This is a genomic window from Nonomuraea jabiensis (genome assembly GCF_014204795.1).
In the GTDB taxonomy this organism is placed as follows: domain Bacteria; phylum Actinomycetota; class Actinomycetes; order Streptosporangiales; family Streptosporangiaceae; genus Nonomuraea; species Nonomuraea jabiensis.
On record NZ_JACHMB010000001.1, the window covers coordinates 4,484,036 to 4,505,232 of the forward strand.

General features: G+C 70.3%; 17 protein-coding genes. 8 read left to right on the forward strand and 9 right to left on the reverse strand.

Features of this window, described 5'->3' with window-relative positions; all coding sequences use genetic code 11:
- Nucleotides 1-33 precede the first annotated feature (33 nt).
- Nucleotides 34-936: an RDD family protein gene (locus tag HD596_RS20690; protein WP_185070989.1), complete on the reverse strand. Its 903-nt coding sequence runs from the start codon at nt 934-936 to the stop codon at nt 34-36.
- 51 nt (nt 937-987) lie between these two features.
- Between HD596_RS20690 and HD596_RS20695 the strand changes: the two genes are divergently transcribed.
- Complete coding sequence (locus HD596_RS20695) at nt 988-1,980, forward strand: stage II sporulation protein M (protein WP_185070990.1); 993 nt, start codon at nt 988-990, stop codon at nt 1,978-1,980.
- 15 nt (nt 1,981-1,995) lie between these two features.
- Here HD596_RS20695 and HD596_RS20700 read toward each other — a convergent pair whose 3' ends face one another.
- Genes HD596_RS20700 through HD596_RS20720 form a run of 5 tightly spaced genes read right to left on the reverse strand, consistent with a single transcriptional unit; the run spans nt 1,996 to nt 7,465 of the window.
- A complete protein-coding gene (locus tag HD596_RS20700) occupies nt 1,996-3,369 on the reverse strand; it encodes a DUF58 domain-containing protein (RefSeq protein WP_185070991.1) in 1,374 nt (457 codons plus the stop codon).
- Complete coding sequence (locus tag HD596_RS20705; RefSeq protein ID WP_185070992.1) at nt 3,369-4,349, reverse strand: AAA family ATPase; 981 nt, start codon at nt 4,347-4,349, stop codon at nt 3,369-3,371. The genes HD596_RS20700 and HD596_RS20705 overlap by 1 nt, the downstream gene beginning before the upstream one ends.
- On the reverse strand, nt 4,339-5,514 hold the full coding sequence (locus tag HD596_RS20710) for a DUF4350 domain-containing protein (protein ID WP_185070993.1): 1,176 nt from the start codon (nt 5,512-5,514) through the stop codon (nt 4,339-4,341). The genes HD596_RS20705 and HD596_RS20710 overlap by 11 nt, the downstream gene beginning before the upstream one ends.
- Nucleotides 5,511-6,194, reverse strand: a complete 684-nt coding sequence (locus HD596_RS20715) for a DUF4129 domain-containing protein (protein WP_185070994.1) — start codon at nt 6,192-6,194, stop codon at nt 5,511-5,513. Before HD596_RS20715 ends, HD596_RS20710 begins: the two co-directional genes overlap by 4 nt.
- Nucleotides 6,191-7,465, reverse strand: a complete 1,275-nt coding sequence (locus tag HD596_RS20720) for a DUF7847 domain-containing protein (RefSeq protein ID WP_185070995.1) — start codon at nt 7,463-7,465, stop codon at nt 6,191-6,193. Before HD596_RS20720 ends, HD596_RS20715 begins: the two co-directional genes overlap by 4 nt.
- Nucleotides 7,466-7,737: 272 nt before the next feature.
- Here HD596_RS20720 and mtrA point away from each other — a divergent pair, with 272 nt between their 5' ends.
- From mtrA to HD596_RS20750, 6 genes are all read left to right on the forward strand, one after another.
- Nucleotides 7,738-8,415, forward strand: coding sequence for an MtrAB system response regulator MtrA (gene mtrA / locus HD596_RS20725; RefSeq protein WP_043620615.1), 678 nt, complete (start codon nt 7,738-7,740; stop codon nt 8,413-8,415).
- Between the two features lie 18 nt (nt 8,416-8,433).
- Complete coding sequence (gene mtrB, locus HD596_RS20730; RefSeq protein ID WP_185070996.1) at nt 8,434-10,158, forward strand: MtrAB system histidine kinase MtrB; 1,725 nt, start codon at nt 8,434-8,436, stop codon at nt 10,156-10,158.
- The gene (locus tag HD596_RS20735; protein ID WP_185070997.1) at nt 10,145-11,893 is read left to right on the forward strand and encodes an LpqB family beta-propeller domain-containing protein; all 1,749 of its coding nucleotides are present in this window, start codon (nt 10,145-10,147) and stop codon (nt 11,891-11,893) included. The genes mtrB and HD596_RS20735 overlap by 14 nt, the downstream gene beginning before the upstream one ends.
- A 72-nt stretch (nt 11,894-11,965) precedes the next feature.
- Nucleotides 11,966-12,652 carry a ComF family protein gene (locus HD596_RS20740; protein WP_313044629.1) on the forward strand — a complete coding sequence of 229 codons (687 nt, stop codon included), beginning with the start codon at nt 11,966-11,968 and terminating at the stop codon, nt 12,650-12,652.
- A gap of 628 nt (nt 12,653-13,280) precedes the next feature.
- Nucleotides 13,281-13,937 (forward strand): ribosome hibernation-promoting factor, HPF/YfiA family, encoded by a 657-nt coding sequence (gene hpf, locus HD596_RS20745; protein WP_185070998.1) that lies wholly within the window; start codon nt 13,281-13,283, stop codon nt 13,935-13,937.
- 171 nt (nt 13,938-14,108) lie between these two features.
- Complete coding sequence (locus HD596_RS20750; RefSeq protein WP_185070999.1) at nt 14,109-14,807, forward strand: response regulator; 699 nt, start codon at nt 14,109-14,111, stop codon at nt 14,805-14,807.
- Between the two features lie 206 nt (nt 14,808-15,013).
- On the opposite strand, the gene HD596_RS20755 is transcribed toward HD596_RS20750, so the two are convergent.
- Nucleotides 15,014-16,207 (reverse strand): winged helix-turn-helix domain-containing protein, encoded by a 1,194-nt coding sequence (locus tag HD596_RS20755; RefSeq protein WP_185071000.1) that lies wholly within the window; start codon nt 16,205-16,207, stop codon nt 15,014-15,016.
- Nucleotides 16,208-16,823: 616 nt separating this feature from the next.
- Nucleotides 16,824-17,084: an HGxxPAAW family protein gene (locus HD596_RS20760; protein ID WP_185071001.1), complete on the reverse strand. Its 261-nt coding sequence runs from the start codon at nt 17,082-17,084 to the stop codon at nt 16,824-16,826.
- A 223-nt stretch (nt 17,085-17,307) separates the two neighbouring features.
- Between HD596_RS20760 and secA the strand changes: the two genes are divergently transcribed.
- Entirely contained in the window at nt 17,308-20,097 is a 2,790-nt protein-coding gene (secA, locus tag HD596_RS20765) for a preprotein translocase subunit SecA (protein WP_185071002.1), read from the forward strand.
- A gap of 81 nt (nt 20,098-20,178) precedes the next feature.
- Here the strand turns inward: secA and HD596_RS64815 are convergent, their stop codons facing one another.
- A complete protein-coding gene (locus HD596_RS64815) occupies nt 20,179-20,631 on the reverse strand; it encodes an Rv3235 family protein (RefSeq protein WP_185071003.1) in 453 nt (150 codons plus the stop codon).
- Nucleotides 20,632-21,197: the final 566 nt, after the last annotated feature.

A 21,197-nucleotide genomic window follows, 5' to 3' on the forward strand; every position in this document is an offset into this window, starting at 1 on the left:
TTCGTCACCACGGTTGCCGTAGGTGCGGAACGTTCACTGCGGCGGCGCGAACCCGCCCGGAGTCGCCTTAGGCGGCTCCGGTGCGGGGGGCCGGGGCTGGTACGGGCCCGGCTGCTGGTAGGGAGCCGGGGGCTGGGGCTGGTACGGACCCGGGTGCGCGTAGGGGGCCTGGGGCGGGCGGCCGTTGGCGGCGCGTTGCGCGAAACGTACCTGCTCCCTCCTGCGGCGCTCGGCCAGGACGGCGCTCAGGTACGCGTGCGGCGGCACCCCGGCGGGCGCCGCGGGCGAGACGAAGGACGCCGTCTGGGTGGCGATCCGCACCCCCATCTCATGCTGGACCTGCGGCGACAGGTCGTGCCACCGCGACAGGTACTGCCGGGCCGCCTGCGCCACCTCGTCGGGGAGCTGGGAGAGCTCCAGCGTCGCAGCCCAGGCCGCCAGCGGCGGCGGCATCACGATGAGCTGCCCGGAGTCGCGCGGCGCCCGGTCGGAGATCACGATGGTGCCGGCGAAGACGTCGCCGAGCCGCTTGCCCCGCTGCGAGACCAGCGACGCGATCAGCGCGGGCGCCCCGGAGAGCATCCAGAACTCCACCACCCCGGCCAGGCCCCGGAACAGCGCCTGCCTGAAGCGTTCGGGGCTGCCGTCGTCGCTGACCACCCGGAGCCCGAGCGCGAGCTTGCCGAGGGTGCGCCCCCTGGTCAGCGACTCGAAGATCACGGGGTAGCCGACCAGCACCAGCACCACGAACACGATCATCGCGGCCCCGAACATGGCCGCGTCCGAGATGACCGAGAACGCGCCTAAGATCGCATAGGCGGCGATCAGCACCGTGAACTGCACGGCCATGTCGATGACGATCGCCAGCGCGCGCGAGGGCATCTGGGCGATCCGCACTTCGACGACGACCGCGTCGCCGGTCACAACCTCAGACATATGTGGAGCCTAACGGCTATGTACCGGTGTTTGAGCGGCCAGAATGTTCGGGTGGACATCGATGCGTTCGTCACAGCTCACCGCCCCGTGTGGGACCGGCTCGATCACCTGGTCAAGCGCCGCTCGTCGCTGACGGGTGCCGAGGTGGACGAGCTGGTGGACCTCTACCAACGCGTGTCCACCCATCTGTCCATCGTGCGCTCCTCGTCCGGGGACGCGATGCTGACCGGGCGGCTGTCGGCGCTCGTGGCGCGGGCCAGGTCGGCGGTGACCGGGGCGCACACGCCCGCCTGGCGGGAACTGGTGAGGTTCTTCACGGTGTCGTTCCCCGTGGTGGCCTACCGGGCGCGGTGGTGGTGGCTGGGGAGCACGGTGGCGTTCGTGGCGGTCGCGTGGGTGATGGGCGCCTGGGTGGCGGCCAACCCCGACGTCCAGGCAACGATCGGCTCGCCGGACGAGATCGCCCAGCTCGTCGACCACGACTTCGCCGACTACTACTCCGAGCACCCGGCCGCCTCCTTCGCCAGCCAGGTGTGGACGAACAACGCGTGGGTCGCCGCCCAGACGATCATCTACTCGGTGCTGCTCGGCCTGCCGATCCCGTACGTGCTCTACAGCAACGCCGCGAACGTCGGCATCTCCGGCGGCCTCATGGCCTCCCGCGACAAGCTGGACATCTTCTTCGGCCTGATCATGCCGCACGGGCTGCTGGAGCTGACCGCCGTGTTCCTGGCGGCGGCGGTCGGGTTGCGCCTGGGCTGGACGGTCATCGACCCGGGGCCGCGCCGGCGGACGGAGGCCCTGGCCGAGCAGGGCCGGGCGGTGATGAGCGTGGCGCTGGGGCTGGTCGTGGTGCTGTTCGTGTCGGGCCTGATCGAGGCGTTCGTCACGCCCTCCGGGCTGCCGACGTGGGCGCGCGTGGGCATCGGCGCGCTCGCGGAGGCGGCCTTCCTGCTGTACGTGATCGCCTTCGGCCGCCGCGCCCTGCGCCAGAACGAGACCGGCGACCTCGAGCGCGCCCCGGACGTCGCCCCGACGGCCTGACCCCCGGTTCGGGCCCTACAGCCGCCCGGCCGCCTTCAGGGCCAGGTACGCGTCCGCGAGCGCGGGGGCGATGTCCTCCGGAGGCGCGTCCACGACCTCCACCCCGTGCCGCCGCAGCCGGGCCGTGATGCGCCGGCGTTCGAGCTGGGCGTGCTCGGCCGCCGCCGCGTCGTACACCTCCTCGGCCGACGCCCGGCGTCCCGCCATGGCCGCGACCCGGGGGTCCGACACCCCGGCCACCAGCACCAGGTGGCGCGAGGAGAGCTGGGAGAGCACCGGCATGAGCCCTTCGTCCAGGGCCGCCCCGTTGAGGTCGGTGAGGAGCACGACCAGGCAGCGCCGCTTGGCCCGCGACAGGACGGCCGCCACCATGCCCTGCGAGTCGGCCTCGATCAGCTCCGCCTCGATCGGCGCCATCACGTTGACCAGCGACGACAGCAGCTCGGTGCGTGACGCCCCGCTCACCCAGGCGCGCACCGCCCGGTCGTAGGCGAGGAAGTCGACCTGGTCACCGGCCCTGGCCGCCAGCGCGGCCAGTAGCAGCGCGGCGTCCATCGACCAGTCGAGCCGCGGCCAGCCGGGCGCCGGGCGCGGGTCCGGCCGTACCAGCAGGCCGCCGCCGCCCGCGGTGGCACCGGCCATGGGGATGGGCGCGTCGCCCACCCGGCCCGCCGAGGTGCGGCCGGTGTCGAGCACGATCAGCACGCGGCGGTCGCGTTCCGGCCGCCAGGTGCGCACGACCACGTCGTGGCGGCGCGCCGTGGCCCGCCAGTCGATGGAGCGCACGTCGTCGCCCACCACGTACTCCCGCAGCGAGTCGAACTCCGTCCCCTGCCCGCGCACCAGCGCCGGATGCTGGCCGTCCAGCTCGCGCAGCCGGGCCAGCCTGGACGGCAGGTGCTTGCGCGACAGGAACGGCGGCAGCACGCGTACCGACCACGGCGCCTGGTGGCTGCCCTGGCGGGCGGCCAGGCCCAGCGGCCCGAGCGAGCGCACCGTGACCGCCACGGACGAGCGGTCGCCGCGCCTGGTCGGGGCGAGCGTCACGACGATCTTGCGGCGCTCGCCCTTGGGCACGTTGAGGTCGGCGACGCGCGGCGTGGCGCCCGCCGACGGCGGCCAGGCGTCCCTTAGCACGCCGCGCACCCGCCTGGAGCCGGGGTTCTCGACGATCAGCTCGACCGTGGCCCGCTGGCCGAGCCGTACGAGCGTGTCGCCGGAACGGTGGAACCTCAGTGGACGTACGGCTCCGGCGAACACCAGGTCCACCACGATCGCGGCGGCCAGCAGCAGGCAGACCCCGGCCAGCGCGGCCCCGGGCTGCGGCGCCAGCAGCACCACGACGATCCCGATCGCCGCGACCAGCCCGGCCCGTCCCGTGAGAGCCATCAGCGCGGGACCGGGACGGAGGCCAGGATGCCGTCGAGCAGGCCGTCGGCGGTCGCGCCCTCCAGCTCGGCCTCCGGCCGGAGCTGGATCCGGTGCCGCAGCGCGGGCCTGGCCAGCGCCTTGACGTCGTCAGGAGTCACGTACGGGCGCCCGGACAGCCACGCCCACGCCCGCGAGGCCGCCAGCAGCGCGGTGGCGCCCCGCGGGGAGACGCCGAGTTGCAGCGACGGCGAGTTCCTGGTGGCGCGGGCCACGTCCACGATGTAGCCGAGCACCTCGGGCGCCACGTGCACCTTCGAGACCGCCTCCCGCCCGGCCGCCAGGTCGTCGGCCGTGGCGACGGGCTTGACCTCGCTCAGGTCGCGCGGGTCGAAGCCGCGGGCGTGCCGTTCGAGCACGGAGATCTCCTGCTCGCGCGGCGGCAGCGGCACGGTCAGCTTGAGCAGGAACCGGTCGAGCTGGGCCTCGGGGAGCTGGTAGGTGCCCTCGTACTCGACGGGGTTCTGCGTCGCGCACACCACGAACGGGTCGGGCAGCCGCCGCGCCGCGCCCTCGACGCTGACCTGCCGCTCCTCCATCGCCTCGAGCAGCGCCGCCTGCGTCTTCGGCGGGGTGCGGTTGATCTCGTCGGCGAGCAGCAGGTTCGTGAACACCGGCCCCTCGCGGAACTCGAACTCCGCGGTCTTCGCGTCATAGATCAGCGAGCCGGTCACGTCGCCCGGCATCAGGTCCGGCGTGAACTGCACCCGCTTGAAGTCAAGGGACAGGGCGGCCGACAGCGTGCGCACCATCAACGTCTTGGCCACGCCCGGCACGCCTTCGAGCAGCACGTGCCCCTTGCACAGCAGCGCGATGACCATCCCCGTCACCACCGCGTCCTGACCGACCACGGCCTTGGACACCTCGGCGCGCAGCGCGCCCAGCGCCTCCCTGGCCGAGTCGCCCGAGCTCGGGACGCGGAACGTCTCCTCAGAGTTCACTGACCTGCCTTTCGATGAAGTCCAAATATCCGGCCAACCCGACGAGCCCGGCGTCGTCCACCGGCGGTGGCCCGTAGAGCGCCGCGCCGACCTGGTGGGCGTCCTGGCCGGTGCGGGCGGCGAGCGCCGCGACGACCTCGTTCGGCCCGGCCCCCGATCCGAGCCCCAGCCTGGGAGTGAGCCGGTCGACGGCGCCCGCGCGCAGCGACTCCGCCGCCCGCTGCCGCGCGCGCCTGGCCCGGTAGAGCCTGCCGCGGCCCTCGACGGTCTCGGCCGCGCGCACGACGACGGGCAGCTTCTCCGTCACCACCGGGCCCAGCCGCCTGCCCCGCCAGAACGCCGTGACGGCCAGTGCGATGAGGGACATGTAGACGGTCCAGCGGATGCTCTCGGGCATGAGGTCGTACATCGACTTGCCCCGCTCGCCCGGCAGCTCGGTGACGGGCGGGGTCGCGGGGCGGACCAGCCAGGTCACGGGCCTGCCGGTGCCGATCAGGTTGAGCGCGAGCGCGGCGTTGCCGTCCTCGGCCAGGCGCTGGTTGGTCAGGAAGCCGCCGTCGCCGACGACCGTGGTGACGCCGCCCGCCTGCGGGAAGCTGACCAGCGTGTATCCGTCGCCGGCCGGGTAGCAGCCGGTGGCCCCGGTGGGGCCCCGGAAGACGGCGCCGCCCAGGTAGGCGCTGCCCGCGGCCGTGGCGGCGGGCAGCGAGCACTCGGGCTCGCGCGAGCGCGTGCGCGCCGGGGCCGGCTCGGTGCGCACGCCGGGGGCCAGGACGTCGAGGCCGGGGAGGTCGCCGACGATCAGCCGGTCGCCCTGGATCCGGGTCAGGCTGTACTCATCGAAGTACGACATGTCGGTGATCAGCAGCAGCCGGTTGCCGGTCGTGGCCTTGGCGGCGGCGGCTTCCACGGAGTCGACCCGGTCCACCGTGACGCCCCGGGACCTGAGCACCTCGGCCAGCGCCTTGGAGCCCGCCAGCGTGGTGTCGTCGGGGTCCAGCGCCCGCGACGGGCCCGACTCCGGGCCGAACAGGACGCCCGCGACCGAGACGAGCACGATGACGAGGCCGAGCAGGACGATGATCCGGCTGCCGCGCCAGGTGGAGCGCGCGGTGGGCGAGGTCGGGTAGGACGCGTCGCCCGCGGGCCGCGTGAGGACGCTCATGCCGGCCCACCTGCCCCGGGCCGCTCGCCCGGGGCCGCGCCGACCGGGGTCCAGGCCGTGGCCGCCGCGCCGGCCCCGACCGGGACCGGGCGGGCCTGGCGGAGCTGCTCGTCCAGGCCGGCCATCTCCTCGTACGCCTCCCGCGTGCCCGGCACCCCGCCGTAGGTCACGTCGTCGAACGACCGGGCGGCCGCCGCCAGCCTCGTGGCGAAGCCGGGCAGCGACAGGGCCGCCTCGCTGGTCAGCTCGTCGGCCGTGCGCCCCGGCATGCCGTCGACGAGCGCGCGTTCCTCCAGGTCACGGGCGATGGCGCGGAGCCGTTCGCGGATGGCCTCGCTCCAGCGCTGCTCGGCGGCCAGCCCGGCGGACGCCGCCCGGTGCTCGGCCGCCGTCATCACCCGCTCCCCGAACAGCCCGCCCACGGCGAGCGCGTTCTTGCGGCTGGCCCTGCGGAGCTGCCACGAGATCAGCGCGATCAGCGTGAGGATGACCAGCACGATGAGCACGGAGGCGATGACCCCTCCGGCGGGGCCCCCGCCCGCGGCCGTGTTGACCAGGTCGCCGAGGAACTGCATGACCCGCCGGTAGACCAGGTCGAGCAGGGACTCCTTCTCGTATGCAGGCTTGAGGAGCTCCTCCGCGGCCCGGCGCGCGGCCTCCTCCCTGTCGATCGGGCTCACGGCCTGGCGGAGTTGGAGGGGTGCCAGAGCTCGTCCGCCGAGGCGTGCACCCATCCCTGACGCTGCTGCTCGATGGCCGCCGTCTGCAGCACGAGGTCGAACGCCTCGCTGCGCATGCGCCGGTCGGCGTAGAGCAGGCCGGCGACCCCGGCCTGGAACGGGTAGGTGAGCATCGATCCGAGCGTGCCGCCGAGGGCGATGAGCACGACCGACACGACGGTGGTGGCCACCGAGCCCGCGCCGAACATGCCGAACAGCGTGCCGGCCAGCGTGAAGGGCACCGACAGGACGCCCGCCACGAGCCCGACCAGCAGGGACGTGAGCAGCAGGATGCCGAAGACGCGCCAGAAGTCGCCGGTGACCAGGTGCCACGAGCGCCGCATGGACTCGATCGCCCCCCTGCCCTCCAGCACCACGATGGGCGAGGCGAAGGCGAAGCGGGTCGTGAAGAACAGGTAGTAGCCGAGATAGACGATCATGAACAGGAAGGCCAGCCCGAGAATCACGCCTGCTCCGCCGGAGGAGACGTTCATCGCGACCACCACGATGAGCAGCACCATCACGACCAGCGGCACCAGCATGATGACGGCCATCATCGCCACGACGCCGAACAGCGCGGGCACCCTGCCCTTGACGAGCTGCCACGCCTCCCGGGCGGTGATGCTGCCGCCGAAGACGGCCCGGCCGAGGATCCTGGTCAGCACGCCGGTCAGCAGCGTGACCACGACGAACTGGACCATGTACGACACGAGCGTGCCGCCGTACTGGGCGGCGACGCCGTACACGCTGGTGAGCCCGTCGTTGGAGGAGGTGTACGCGCTCTCGGGGTCGTCGAGCACGCCGCCCATGGTGTCGAGCACGAACGCCTGGCCGACGGCCACGGGCACGGAGGCGAGCAGGGCGGCGACGGCCGACAGGCCGAGCACGGCCTTCGGGTTGGACCGGATCAGCTTGATCGTGCCGTCGAGGATGTCGCCGAGCCCCAGCGGGCGCAGCGGGATGATGCCCGGCCTCAGCGCCGGCGGCGGCGGCGCGTAGCCGTAACCGGGCTGAGGATGCGGATGGGGCGGATAAGGTGTTTGGGGCCCGGGTCCCAGTGGCTGAGGTTGCTGAAGGGGCTCCCCGTACGGCTGCCCGTAGGGCGTCGGCTGCGGCTGCTGCTGCGCGCCTGGCGCGGTCCACGGGGAGGCCGGCGGGGCGCTGTAGGGCGGGGGCTGCTCGGCCGACCAGCCTGATGGCGTCTCGGGCGGGGGACCGTGACCGTCTGACATATCCCAATCCTGGCATGCTGAACGGGGCATTGGTGTCGCTGAGCGCATTCGCCGTCTCATCGGTGCCGTATTCGACGGCGAATCCGGTCGAGGTTCACGTGCAGGGGATGGCAGAAAGTTGCTCTGTTACCGCAGACTTGAGATTGCGGTCGCGGGGGGCGGACCTAAAATTCGCCTTTTGCATGGCTCATGTCACACTCATGGGCCTACCAAGGGTAACCTTCAGCGATCGTGCGGGTATGTCCCACAATGCGTAGAACGAATGAGGGGCCATGAAAGGTCGCGTGCTGGTCGTCGATGACGACGCCGCTCTCGCCGAGATGCTGGGGATCGTGCTGCGAGGGGAAGGCTTCGAGCCGTCTTTTGTCTCCGACGGCGACAAGGCCCTCGACGCGTTCCGGGATACACGCCCGGATCTGGTCCTGCTCGACCTGATGCTGCCGGGGGCGGACGGCATCGACGTCGCACGCAGGATCAGGGCTGAGTCGGGGGTTCCGATCGTCATGCTCACGGCCAAGAGCGACACGATCGACGTCGTCCTCGGGCTGGAGTCGGGGGCCGACGACTACATCGTCAAGCCGTTCAAGCCGAAGGAGCTCGTGGCCCGGGTGCGGGCGCGGCTTCGCCGCACCGATGAGCCGACCCCCGAGATCCTCCAGATCGGCGACATCACCATCGACGTGGCCGGGCACTCGGTCAAGCGGGGCGAGGAGACGATCAACCTCACGCCGCTGGAGTTCGACCTGCTGGTCGCGCTGGCCCGCAAGCCGCGCCAGGTGTTCACCCGCGAGGTCCTGCTGGAGCAGGTCTGGGGCTACCGCCACGCGGCCGACACGCGGCTGGTCAACGTGCACGTGCAGCGGCTCAGGGCCAAGATCGAGAAGGACCCCGAGCACCCCGAGATCGTGGTGACGGTCCGCGGCGTCGGCTACAAAGCCGGCCCCGCCTAGTCCACGTCCCGTCCTGCCATGCCCCCGGCGAAGAAGAAGCGTTTCCGCCGACGGACATTCCGCCAGATTCTCGGCGGCGTTCGCCGGCGGGTGCGCCGTGCGGCAGGCAGGACACGGAGCGTGTGGCGGCGCTCGCTCCAGCTCCAGGTGGTCACCAGCACGCTGGTGATCTCCGTGATCGTGGTGGTCGTGCTGGGCACGTTCCTGTCCGAGCAGATCAACCGGTCGGTCGTGCAGAGCAGCCAGCGCTCCTCCGCCAGCGAGGCGTTCGCCGACCGCCTCCAGATCGCCGACGCGCTGGCGCCCGAGGCCGACGACCCGACCAAGCCTGCCGACAGCGGCAAGAAGGGCTCGGCCAACCCGCTCGACGACGTCATGGACATCGTCACCGGATCGGGCGAGAACGGCTCCAAGAAGCGCTACGACGTGCTGATACTCAACCAGGCGATCCCCGGCCAGTCGCGGGCGTCCGGGGGCGTCGTGCCGGCCAACGTGCCGGAGAGCCTGCGGCACAACGTGCAGAAGAAGACCGTCGGGTCCATCGAGAAGATCAAGTTCGTCGGCGAGAGCCAGCCCAGGCTCACGTACGTGGTCGGCGGGACCGTGCACGTGCCGTCCAGCGGCCAGAGCTACGAGGTCTACCACTTCTTCCCGTTCACGGACGAGGAGGAGCTGCTGTCCAACGTCCGGCTGGCCATCGTGGTGGTCGGCCTCGGGCTCGTGCTGCTGCTCGCCGCCATCGCGTACCTGGTCGCCCGGCAGGTCGTCACCCCCGTACGGCTGGCGCGACAGGCCGCCGAGCGCCTGGCCTCCGGCAAGCTGGACGAACGGCTCAAGGTGCGCGGCGAGGACGACCTGGCCCGCCTGGCGAACTCGTTCAACGAGATGGCCGCCAACCTGGCGCTGAAGATCCACCAGCTGGAGGAGCTCTCGCAGGTCCAGCGGCAGTTCGTCTCCGACGTCTCCCACGAGCTGCGCACGCCGCTGACGACCGTGCGCATGGCCGCCGACCTGCTCTACGACGCCCGCGAGGACTTCGACCCGATGGCCGCCCGCTCGGCGGAGCTCATGCAGGCCCAGCTCGAACGGTTCGAGTCGATGCTGGCCGACCTGCTGGAGATCAGCCGTTACGACGCCGGCGCCGCCACGCTCGACCTCGACTCCGTGGACGTGCGCGACGTGGTGCTGCGGGCCATCGCCGACTCCGAGGCGCTGGCCGAGCGGCACGCGACCCGCTTCGAGCTCCGGCTGCCGAACGAGCCGTGCATGGCCGAGATCGACAACCGCAGGGTCGAGCGGATCCTGCGCAACCTGCTGTTCAACGCCATCGAGCACGGCGAGGGCAGGGACATCGTGGTCACCGTCGGCGCCGACCGGGACGCGGTCGCGGTCGCCGTGCGCGACCACGGGATCGGGTTGAAGGGCGGCGAGGAGACGATGGTGTTCGACCGGTTCTGGCGGGCCGACCCGTCGCGGGCGCGGACGATCGGCGGCACCGGGCTCGGGCTGGCGATCTCGCGCGAGGACGCCACGCTGCACGGCGGCTGGCTGCAGGCCTGGGGACAGCCGGGGGAGGGCTCGCAGTTCAGGCTGACGCTGCCGCGGACGGCCGGGGCCGATCTGAAGGGCTCGCCACTGTCGCTGGTGCCGCCGGAGATCGAGATGCGGCGTACGTGGCGCACGGCCATGACACCGGTGCTGCTGCCGGCCTCGGCGGACGGGGCCGACCATGACGACGACTAGGCGGCGTGGGCGGAGCCGGCGGCTCGGCGCGGTGATCGTGATCGCGGTCGCCGTGGTCTGCGCGGGCTCCGGCTGCACCGTGATCCCCGTGACCGGTCCCATCACCCTCAACGAGGCCGGCAGCGGCGACCCGCTGAGCAAGCCGTTCCACCGCATGATCGCCTTCCCGCCCGACAAGACCTGGAACGAGGAGCAGACGATCAGGGGTCTGCAGGCGGCCATGGCCGCCTACGCCGACGACCCGACCGTCCTGCCTCGATACCTGACCCAGGAGGCGCGGGCGAAGTGGAGCGCCTCGGGGCCGGTGACGGTGGTCGACGACGCGTACGAGGTCGTGCCTCCCACCGATCGCGAGGAGACCGGGCCGGTGGCGAAGATCACGGTCAAGGGCCGGTGGGTGGCGCGCATCAAGGAGGACGACTCCTACGCCCCGACCGCCGGTCCCTGGGAGGACTCCTTCGAGCTCGTGAAGGCCGAAGGCGGCGGCTACCTGGTCAATCGCCTGCCCAACGGGCTGCTGCTCACCAACTCCGACGTGACCCGCGCGTACCGGGCCACGAACCTCTACTACCTGAACGGCAACAGCCCGAACACGCTGGTCGTGGACCGCGTACGCCTGCGGCTGAAGCCGACCGAGACGTACGCGCAGACCATCCTGCAGCGCCTGCTCAAGAGCCCCACCTCGGCCCTGCAGGGGGCGGTGACGACGAGCTTCCCCGCCGACACCAAGGTCGAGTCGATCAGGTCCGGCGAGGACCGCGTGGTGATCAACCTCTCCGGCCCCCTCGACACCCTGGACCTGAGCGCCGAGGACTCCCTGCGGGCCCAGATCAGGTACAGCCTCAACAAGAACGAGATCGCCAAGGGCCGCGTCATCGAGATCCAGGTCAACGGGGAGTCCTACTCCATCGACCGGCCCGACTCCGACGACGACTGGCTGGACGCCACCAGCGACGCCGCGTACTACATCAGCAAGGGCGCCGTCCACTACATGAGCAAGGACGGGCCCGCGGGCAGCGTGCCGGGTCCGGCGGGGCAGGAGCGCGAGGGCTTCCACGGCTTCGCCCTGTCCAAGGACGGGGGGTACGTGGCCGCCCAGACCTCGACCGGCATCTCGGTGGCGGCGCTGACCCAGTCGGGGCGCTGGCAGGAGGTCATCCAGGGCACGCTGACCGCGCCGACATGGCACCGGGACGGGTCCCTATGGACCTACGACCAGACGAACGCCGCCCTGCTCCGGTACGACCCGCTCAGCGGGAAGGGACCCCAGCGGATCTCCGCGCCCAAGCTGACCGGGCTGGACGTCACCCGGCTCCGGATCGCCAGGGACGGCGTCCGGGTGGCGGTCACCACCGGGCAGAACACCGTCCAGATCGGCGCGCTCACGGGCGGGGCGGCGGGGATGATGCTCGGCAACTTCCAGGCGCTGACCAGCACCGAGGAGGGGAACAAGATCCTCGATGTGGCCTGGGAGGATGACGAGCACCTGCTGGTGCTGGTCGAGGGCCAGGCCGGGCAGGTGCTCAACGAGATCAACGTGGGCGACGGGGAGATCGTGGGAGTGCCCTTGAAGGAGCCGCTCGCGTCGGTGGCGGCGGTGAATGACCGCGTGCTGGCGGAGACGAAGGCGAAGAAGGACAAGACCAGCCAGATCATGGAGCTCAGCCAGGACCGGCAGACCTGGAACCCCAAGATCGAATCCGGCGCCAGCACCCCCCTCTTCCCCCTGGGGTAGCCGCTCGTCGGGGTCGGCCGTTCCTCGGCTCCTGGACGGAAATTGTCGGTGGCGGGCGGCACCCTGGCACGCGTGCTGCTGACCACCGTGCTCGACCTCGTCCTCCCGCAGTCCTGCGCCGGGTGCGGCGCCGGAGGGGCGCGATGGTGCCCAGCCTGTCATGCCGAGCTCGTCGGCGCGCCCGCCCGGCGGTTGCCCGAGCCCGTGCCGGACGGCCTGCCCGACTGCTGGTCGGCGGCACCGTACGAGGGCGCGGTGCGCGCGGCGGTCGTGGCGTACAAGGAGCGGGGCGCGGTGGCGTTGGCGGAGGTGCTGGCGGAGGCCGTGGCGTTCACCGTCGTGACGGCGGTCAACGGCGCGAAGGCACCCTGGGCCGACGGGCGGTTCGCGGTGGTGCCGGTGCCGAGCGCGCGGCGGACGCGCCGGCACCGGGGCCACGACCCGGTCGGGCGGCTGGCGGTGCTGGCGGCGGCCCGGCTGCGGGCGTGGGGCCTGCGGGCCGAGGCATGGCCGGCGCTGGGGCAGGCGCGGCGGGTGGCCGACCAGGCGGGGCTGAGCTCCGCCGAGAGGAGCTCCAACCTCGCGGGGTCACTCCAGGTACGGCGGGCCGCGAAAGGCCCTCCAGCGGCCTGTGCGGTGCTCCTGGACGACATCGTCACGACCGGGGCCACCCTCGCGGAGGCCGCCAGGGCGCTGAGCTCGGCGGGGATGCGAGTGCCGCTGGCCGCGACCGTCGCCGCGACACGCCGAAGATCTTGAAAAGGATTACGATTACGGTGCGTAAAGAAAGATCCAAATCGCCACCCTCACCAGGAGGCCACATGTCACTTCCCCCAAGGTGGCGGCAGGGCTGGTCGGCAGGGGGCAGCTCCATCCCCGTAAGGGTTGCCGATCGGTTAAATAGGGCATTTGGGAAGGCATGCGGACCTCGGGAAAATCACGGTACGTGATCCGTTGGCCGATCCTCCGGCTGACATTCGCGCAGGATGCGGATAGCGTTCTGACATGGCACCCGTTCGGGTCCGTGGTTGCGCAGGGTCGGGGTCCCCGGCTCTGCTAGCCGATGCCAGCCGCAGGCAAAACGGTCCACGTAAGGCGACTCTTTGTCGACCGATCACGGTGCGGCTTAGGGGTAAGTCCTGCCTTCCCGAGGGTCCAGATGTCCCTCGCCAGGAGAGAAGGGCAGTAGTGGCAACAGAGCTGCGAAACCCTCAGCAGGCGGATGTGGGGTCGAAGACCAGGTCGGCCGGGCGGGTGCCAACCGAGTTCCCGGTGACGCAGAGTCGGAAGAGGGTAACGGTGACAGAAAGGCAGACAGCAGACCCCGTCCGACACGTACATCGTCGGGCGCTCTTGCTCAGTCGCTAGACCGAAGGGGGGCTGTTGCATGGACATCATCGTCAAGGGCCGGCACACAGGTGTGAGTGATCGGTTCCGTGACCAAGTGACGACCAAGCTGGCCAGGATCGAACGTCTGGACAACAAACTCATCCGAGTCGATGTGGAGGTGTCGAAAGAACGCAATCCGCGCCTCGCTGACCAGCGCGAGCGCGTCGAGCTCACCATTCACTCTCGAGGACCGGCCATCCGGGCCGAAGCCTCGGCCGACGACCGATTCGCAGCCCTCGACATGGCCCTCGACAAGCTGGAAGGCCGCCTCAGGCGGCTGGCCGACCGGCGCAAGGTTCACCACGGCAACCACTGTCCGCCCTCCGTGGCGGAGATCACCGCGACCCTCCCCGACGTCGCGGACCTGCCCCCGCGGGCGGCCACCGTCCCCGCCGAGGCCGAAGAGGACGAGCAGATTCAGCGCGACCAGCGCTACGACGACATCGTCCCGATCGAGATGGACGGCGAAGGGCCGCTCATCGTCCGAGAGAAGTTCCACAAAGCGGAACCCATGACCATCGACCAGGCCCTCCTCGAGATGGAGCTGGTCGGGCACGACTTCTATCTGTTCCGTGACAAGGAGAGCGGCCAGCCGTGCGTCGTCTACAACAGACGCGGCTACAACTACGGCGTGTTGCGGCTCGTAGAGCCATGATCGCGCGCTAAAAGATCTTCTCGACCACCCGAGAACCGCGGCTCCGTGCCATCATGGCGGTTCAACGGCTCTGGCCCCCCGACGAGGAGGAGACGTGAGCGAGCTCAGTCAGGTTCAGGTGAGCGAGCGGAGCGAGGCGAAGGCTGTCGCGAGGCGGATCAAGGAGGCCTCGTGACCGAGTCTGGCGAGGTCCGTACGTCAGCGAGCGAGCCGATCCGCGTGTTGATCGTTGACGATCACGAGCTGATCCGGCGGAGCCTGGCTCTTGCGCTGGCCGCTGAGCCCGACATCGAGGTGGTCGGCGAAGCGAGCGACGGGCAGGAGGCGGTCGAATTGGCCAACCGCCTCATGCCCGACATCGCGCTCATGGACGTGCGAATGCCACGGCAGGACGGGATCGAGGCCACGAAGGGCATCAAGGCCTCGGTCCCGAGCACGCGCATCATCATGCTGACGGTCAGCGACGAGGAAGAGGACCTCTTCGAGGCCATCAAGGCAGGCGCCACCGGCTACCTGCTCAAGGACGTCCAGATCAACGACGTGCCCGCCGCGGTGCGCGGCGTGCACGGGGGCCAGTCCTTAATCAACCCGGCGATGGCCGCCAAGCTCATCACCGAGTTCCAGAGCATGAGCCGCAAGGAGTCCGAGCGCCCACCCCAGCTCCCCGTCCCCCGCCTGACCGACCGCGAGATGGAGGTCCTGCGGCTGGTGGCCAAGGGGATGAACAACCGCGAGATCGCCAAGCAGCTGTTCATCTCCGAGAACACCGTGAAGAACCACGTCCGCAACATCCTCGACAAGCTGCAACTGCACTCGAGGATGGAGGCCGTGGTGTACGCGGTACGGGAACGCATGCTGGAGATCACCTAGCCGCCGCGCAGGCCCCCTCACCCCTCGCCCGAACGACCAGGAACCAGGCCGCCACCGCCGCCCACGAGGCCAGTTCCCCTCGGCCCCTGCCCGAGCGCTTCACGGGGACAGGGCTGCCACCGCCTCCGCGCGTCACTCGGGCTCCGTCCGGGCAGCAAGGGGACGCAACAACCACCGTGTCGCCCTGGTGCCGTCGTGCCGGGTGGCTAGCGGGCGGTGGCGTTCAGGATGGGGACGAGCTCGGGTGGATCGGCACGCTCGACCCGTACGGTGTCGCAGCCCACCCACTCGGCCGCCGACCACAGGGCGTCCTCCAGGGCGCCGGCCCATTTGGCGGGCGACAGGCCGGGCTCCAGGTGGAGCTGTCGGATCACCAGCGTGCTGCCCTCACGGGCCGGGTCGACGCGGCCGATCAGCCGGCCGCCCGCCAGCACGGGCATCGTGAAGTAGCCGTGGACGCGCTTGTGCTTGGGGACGTACAGCTCCAGCGTGTACTGGAAGCCGAAGACACGCTCGGTGCGGCCGCGGTGCCAGATGAGGGAGTCGAACGGCGACAGCAGCGTCGTGCGGTGGCGCCCGCGCGGCTCGGACTCCAGCGCCACCGGGTCCGCCCAGGCGTTGGGGGAGCCCTTCTTGCCCGGCCAGCCGGCGACCGTCACGGGCACCAGGCCCGCCGCGCCGCTACGCAGGGCCTCGTCGAGCATGGCGGCGTACTCGCCCTTCAGGCGCAGGAAGTCGATCAGGTCGGTCCTGTTGGCCACGCCCAGGGAACGGCCCGCCACGGCGGCCAGGCGTACGACGCACTCCTCGTCGGAGAGGTCGGCGGCCAGCAGCTCCGCGGGGATGACGCGTTCGGCCAGGTCGTAGACGCGCCGCCAGCCGACGCGGCGGCTGCAGACCAGCTCGCCGATGTCGAGCAGCCACTCCAGGCCGATCTTGGAGTCGGACCAGTCCCACCACGGGCCGCCGTTCTTGGCCCCACCGACGTCCGAGGTCGTCAGCGGGCCCTGCTCGCGTACCTGCTCAAGCAGTTTGTCCACGCTGTCGGGGACCTCGTGCCAGCGGTAGCGCCGCTTGCGGTACGCCCGGCGCCGGAACGAGTAGAGCGGCCAGTGCTCGACGGGCAGGATGCAGGCGGCATGGCACCAGTATTCGAAGCTCTGGGCGGGGTTGTGCCAGTAGGCCCGCTCGATGCTGGCCCGTCCCACCGCACCCAGGCGGGCGTAGGCGACCAGCTCGTGGGAGCGGGCGAGCACCGAGATGGTGTCGAGCTGCACGGCGCCCAGCCTGCGCAGCATCGCGTGCGCCCCGCCCTTGCGCGCGTCGGCGCCGATCATGCCCTGGGAGCGGAGGATGATCCGGCGCGCCTCGTCGAGGGTCAGGTCGGTGGTGCCGGTCATGTTTGCGATTGCGTATGGCGATGCATGCGAGCAATGTAGCGACGCCCACCGACAAAACACCCCCGCGCGTCCACCCCCTGGACACACACACCACCCGCCATCCCCGCTCACCGCACCGCAAGGTCACTGGCCCGCCGCAAGGTCACTGGCCCGCCGTAAGGTCACCGGCCCGCCGCAAGGTCACCGGCCCGCCGTAAGGTCATCGGCCCGCCGTAAGGTCATCGGCCCGCCGTAAGGTCACCCGCGTCGTAACGCCACCCGCACCCGCCGATGGCGCCAGTGCTCGGCCCGGCAGCGCTAACGGCGCCAGTGCTCGGCCCGGCAGCAGCTAATGGCGCCGGTGTTGGGTTCGTGTGTCTTCCAGTGCCGCTTGTCCGGCCTGGGGCTTGTACGCCGTGCGCATAACCCCTCATCCGTGCCCGACACGCGCGGCGAGCTCGTCATTACGGGGATTGTGCTCGTCTATTACGTACGCCGCTCGCCATGGCCGAGGCGGTCGGCGTTCAGCCCGCAGCGAGGCGCGCGGACGGTGGGAGAGACCGGTCGGCGGTGGCGCGCGGAGCGGGGGAGCTGGCGGGGCACCCGTGGGGTGGGTGCCCGCCCGGTGAAGCCTGCGTCAGCGGTGATCTTCGGCGCGCATGCCCACGCGGGGCGCGTCGATCACGACGTCGGTGAAGATATCGAAGACGAGAGCCAGGATGCCGCCCACGACGAACGCTCCGGCACCGACCCAGACGAGCGTCCAGTTGGCGACCGTGAGGCCGAAGCCGGCCACCACCGTGCCCACCAGCATCACCGTCACCGCCAGCCACGATGACGCGCGCCCGGCGTGGCTGCCGAGATTCTCCGTATGCTCCGACTTCTTCCCCTCAACCATGACTAATCCTTCCTTTGCCGGTTATCGCGCTTATTGGTGCGAGCCGGCTCTCAACCGGCATACTCTCTGCCTTGCCTCATTCTCCCAGACGGGTGTGGCGCCCTCGTCGTCACGGTGGCTGTGTCTGGTTGCGGAACCGCCTACGATGGCAACGGGGAAGTTTGTCTCGGCCTCTCCTCCTGGCGGCGCCGCCGGGGTAGACCTGCGAGGAGCTTTACATAAAGTGGCAGCCATTCTCGACAAGATCCTACGTGCCGGCGAAGGTAAGATCCTGCGCAAGCTCAAGCGGATCGCAGACCAGGTCAACTCCATCGAGGACGACTTCACGAGCCTGTCCGACGCGGAGTTGCGTGCGCTGACGGATGAGTTCAAGCAGCGCCATGCAGACGGTGAAACGCTCGACGATCTGCTTCCCGAGGCGTTCGCGACCGTGCGCGAGGCGGCCCGCCGCGTGCTCGGCCAGCGGCCCTACGACGTGCAGATCATGGGCGGCGCCAACCTCCATATGGGCAACATCTCGGAGATGAAGACCGGTGAGGGCAAGACCCTCACCTGTACGCTGCCGGCGTACCTCAACGCGATCTCCGGCAAGGGCGTCCACGTCGTCACGGTCAACGACTACCTGGCCAAGCGTGACGCCGAGACCATGGGCCGCGTCCACCGGTTCCTCGGCCTCGAGGTCGGCTGCATCGTCGCCGGCCAGCAGCCCGACGAGCGGCGCAAGCAGTACCAGGCCGACATCACGTACGGCACCAACAACGAGTTCGGCTTCGACTACCTGCGCGACAACATGGCCTGGTCGCTCGAGGAGTGCGCGCAGCGCGGCCACAACTTCGCGATCGTCGACGAGGTTGACTCCATCCTGATCGACGAGGCCCGTACGCCGCTGATCATCTCCGGCCCCGGCGAGCAGTCGGGCAAGTGGTACCAGGAGTTCGCCAAGATCGTTCCTCGCCTGCGCAGGGGCGTCGAGGCGAAGAACCCGGGCGAGGAGAGCACCGGCGACTACATCGTCGACGAGAAGAAGCGCACGGTCGGCATCCTGGAGGCCGGTGTCGAGAAGGTCGAGGACTGGCTCGGCATCGACAACCTCTACAAGCCCGAGCACACCCACCTCGTCGGCTTCCTGAACAACGCGCTCAAGGCCAAGGAGCTGTTCAAGAAGGACAAGGACTACATCGTCTCCGACGGCGAGGTCCTGATCGTCGACGAGTTCACCGGCCGCATCCTGCACGGGCGCCGCTACAACGAGGGCATGCACCAGGCCATCGAGGCCAAAGAGGGCGTGAAGATCAAGGACGAGAACCAGACTCTCGCCACGGTCACCCTGCAGAACTACTTCCGCCTCTACTCCAAGCTGAGCGGAATGACCGGTACGGCCGCCACCGAGGCCAACGAGTTCCACCAGACGTACAAGCTGGGTGTCGTCCCGATCCCGACCAACCGGCCGATGATCCGCAAGGACCAGCCGGACGTGGTCTACAAGACCGAGGACGCCAAGTTCGACGCGGTGGTCCAGGACATCAAGGAGCGCTACGAGGCCGGCCAGCCGGTGCTCGTCGGCACGACCTCGGTGGAGAAGTCCGAGCGGCTGTCCAAGGCGCTCAAGCGCCGCGGGGTGCCGCACGAGGTGCTCAACGCGAAGAACCACGCGCGTGAGGCGTCCATCATCGCCGAGGCCGGGCGCAAGGGCGCGGTCACCGTCGCCACCAACATGGCCGGTCGAGGCACCGACATCATGCTCGGCGGCAACTCGGAGTTCCGCGCCGACCTCGAGCTGCGCCAGCGCGGCCTCGACCCGGTCGAGACGCCGGAGGAGTACGAGAAGGCCTACCCCGAAGCGCTGGAGAAGGCCAGGGCGGCGGTCAAGGCCGAGCACGACGAGGTCACCGCGCTCGGCGGCCTCTACGTTCTGGGCACCGAGCGCCACGAGTCGCGCCGCATCGACAACCAGCTCCGCGGCCGCTCCGGCCGTCAGGGCGACCCCGGTGAGTCGCGGTTCTACCTGTCGCTCGGCGACGATCTCATGCGCCTGTTCAACTCGGCCAGGGTCGAGATGATCATGACGAGGCTGCAGATCCCCGACGACCAGCCGATCGAGTCGGGCATCGTCTCCAAGGCCATCGCCTCCGCCCAGCACCAGGTCGAGCAGCAGAACTTCGAGATCCGCAAGGAAGTTCTGAAGTACGACGAGGTCATGGACCGCCAGCGCAAGGTCATCTACGCCGAGCGCCACCGCGTGCTGGAGGGCGCCGACCTGCACGAGCAGGTGCGCGGCTTCGTCGGCGAGGTGATCGACGGCTACGTGCAGGGCGCCACGTCCGAGGGCTTCGCCGAGGAGTGGGACCTCGACAAGCTGTGGAAGGCGTTCGGGGAGCTCTACCCGATCTCGATCCGGATCGACGACCTCGTCGAGGAGGCCGGCAGCCGCGAAGAGCTGTCCGCCGAGCTCATCGCCGAGAAGGTCAAGGCCGACGCGCTCGAGGCATACGCCAGGCGCGAGGAGGAGTTCGGCCCCGAGACCATGCGCGACCTGGAGCGCCGCGTGATCCTCTCGGTCCTCGACCGGAAGTGGCGCGAGCACCTGTACGAGATGGACTACCTGCGCGAGGGCATCGGCATGCGGGCCTACGCGCAGAAGGACCCCAAGATCGAGTACGCCCGCGAGGGCTTCGAGATGTTCGCCGCGATGCTCGAGGGCATCAAGGAGGACTCGGTCGGGTTCCTGTTCAACCTCGAGGTGGAGGTGCAGGAGAACCCGATCGTCGAGGAGGAGGACGCGGTCCTCGCGGAGACCCGCTCGATCATCGCGCGCGGGCTGCGCGGGCCTGAGCGTCCGGCGGAGCTCGAATACACCGCGCCCGGCGAGCAGGGCGAGGTCGAGCACACCCGCGTCCGCACCACTTCGGCGGAGCGGGCCGCGTACGGCAACGTGGAGCGCAACGCGCCCTGCCCGTGCGGGTCGGGCAAGAAGTACAAGCGCTGCCACGGCGATCCGAAGAACGCGGCCTGACGCTCTTTTCCGAGACCCCCACCTCGTGTGGGGGTCTCTCTTTTTCTGTCGCTTTTCGTCGGCGCCTTTTCCGGGCCTTTCCTACGCCGTTTCGAAGTCCGTGCAGAGCCATTGGGCGCCTCTGCGTTCGAGGCGGATCGCCAGGACGCGGTTGCGGTCGCCGCAGTGCACCAGCATGCACATCTCCACCGCGCCGTCCCTGGGCTCCTTGACGTGCACGCTGCCGGCGAACGGGGGGCGGCTGGTCCTGATCATCTGCCCTGCCTGGACCAGCTCGCGGTAGGCGCGGGCTGTGAGCTTGTCGGCCACGGTCTCCGGCGGGCGGCGGCCCGCGAGCACCTCGGCCAGCGCCTGGCCGAGGTGGCGCAGCTTGCGCTCATCGGGGATGGATCCCGGCGGGCCCCATACGAGGGGGTGGGGGTCGAGGGCGAGGGTGCCGTGGATTTCCGGGGGTGCGGTTTCGGAGGTCGGCTGCTCTTCGTCGTAGGGGGGTTCCGGGGTGGGGGTGACGCCGATGCGGGGGGTTGTTGACACGCATCCTCCAAATTCTTTGGGTGAAGAAAGAATCGTTATAAGGAGTTTTCGGTCCGGCTCAGGAATACAAACGCCGCCAACTTCTCCTGGGGGTGACTGGGTTTGTCCGTCTTTGATGGAGAAGATTTTTGGAAGTTGGATTCCCTTGGGGCGGGGGTGGCGGGTTGTTCCGGACGCGATTGGCTTGATTGCGGTCACCCCAAACGCTTTTGGTCATGCGTGAGATGGGGTGGTGGTCGTCCCTTTTGATGGAGGGTGCGGTGGGCTCGCGTCGTTGATTGGCGCCGGATGCGGCCGTGGGGCGTCTCGCCGACGCGGCGCTCTGGAGGCGCGGGTGGGGTGAGGTGCTTGGGTGGCGGGGTTGGCGCGGTGGGCTCGCGTCGTTGATTGGCGCCGGGTGCGGCCGTGGGGCGTCTCGCCGACGCGGCGCTCTGGAGGCGCGGGTGGGGTGAGGTGCTTGGGTGGCGGGGTTGGTGCGGTGGGCTCGCGTCGTTGATTGGCGCCGGGTGCGGCCGTGGGGCGTCTCGCCGACGCGGCGCTCTGGAGGCGCGGGTGGGGTGAGGTGC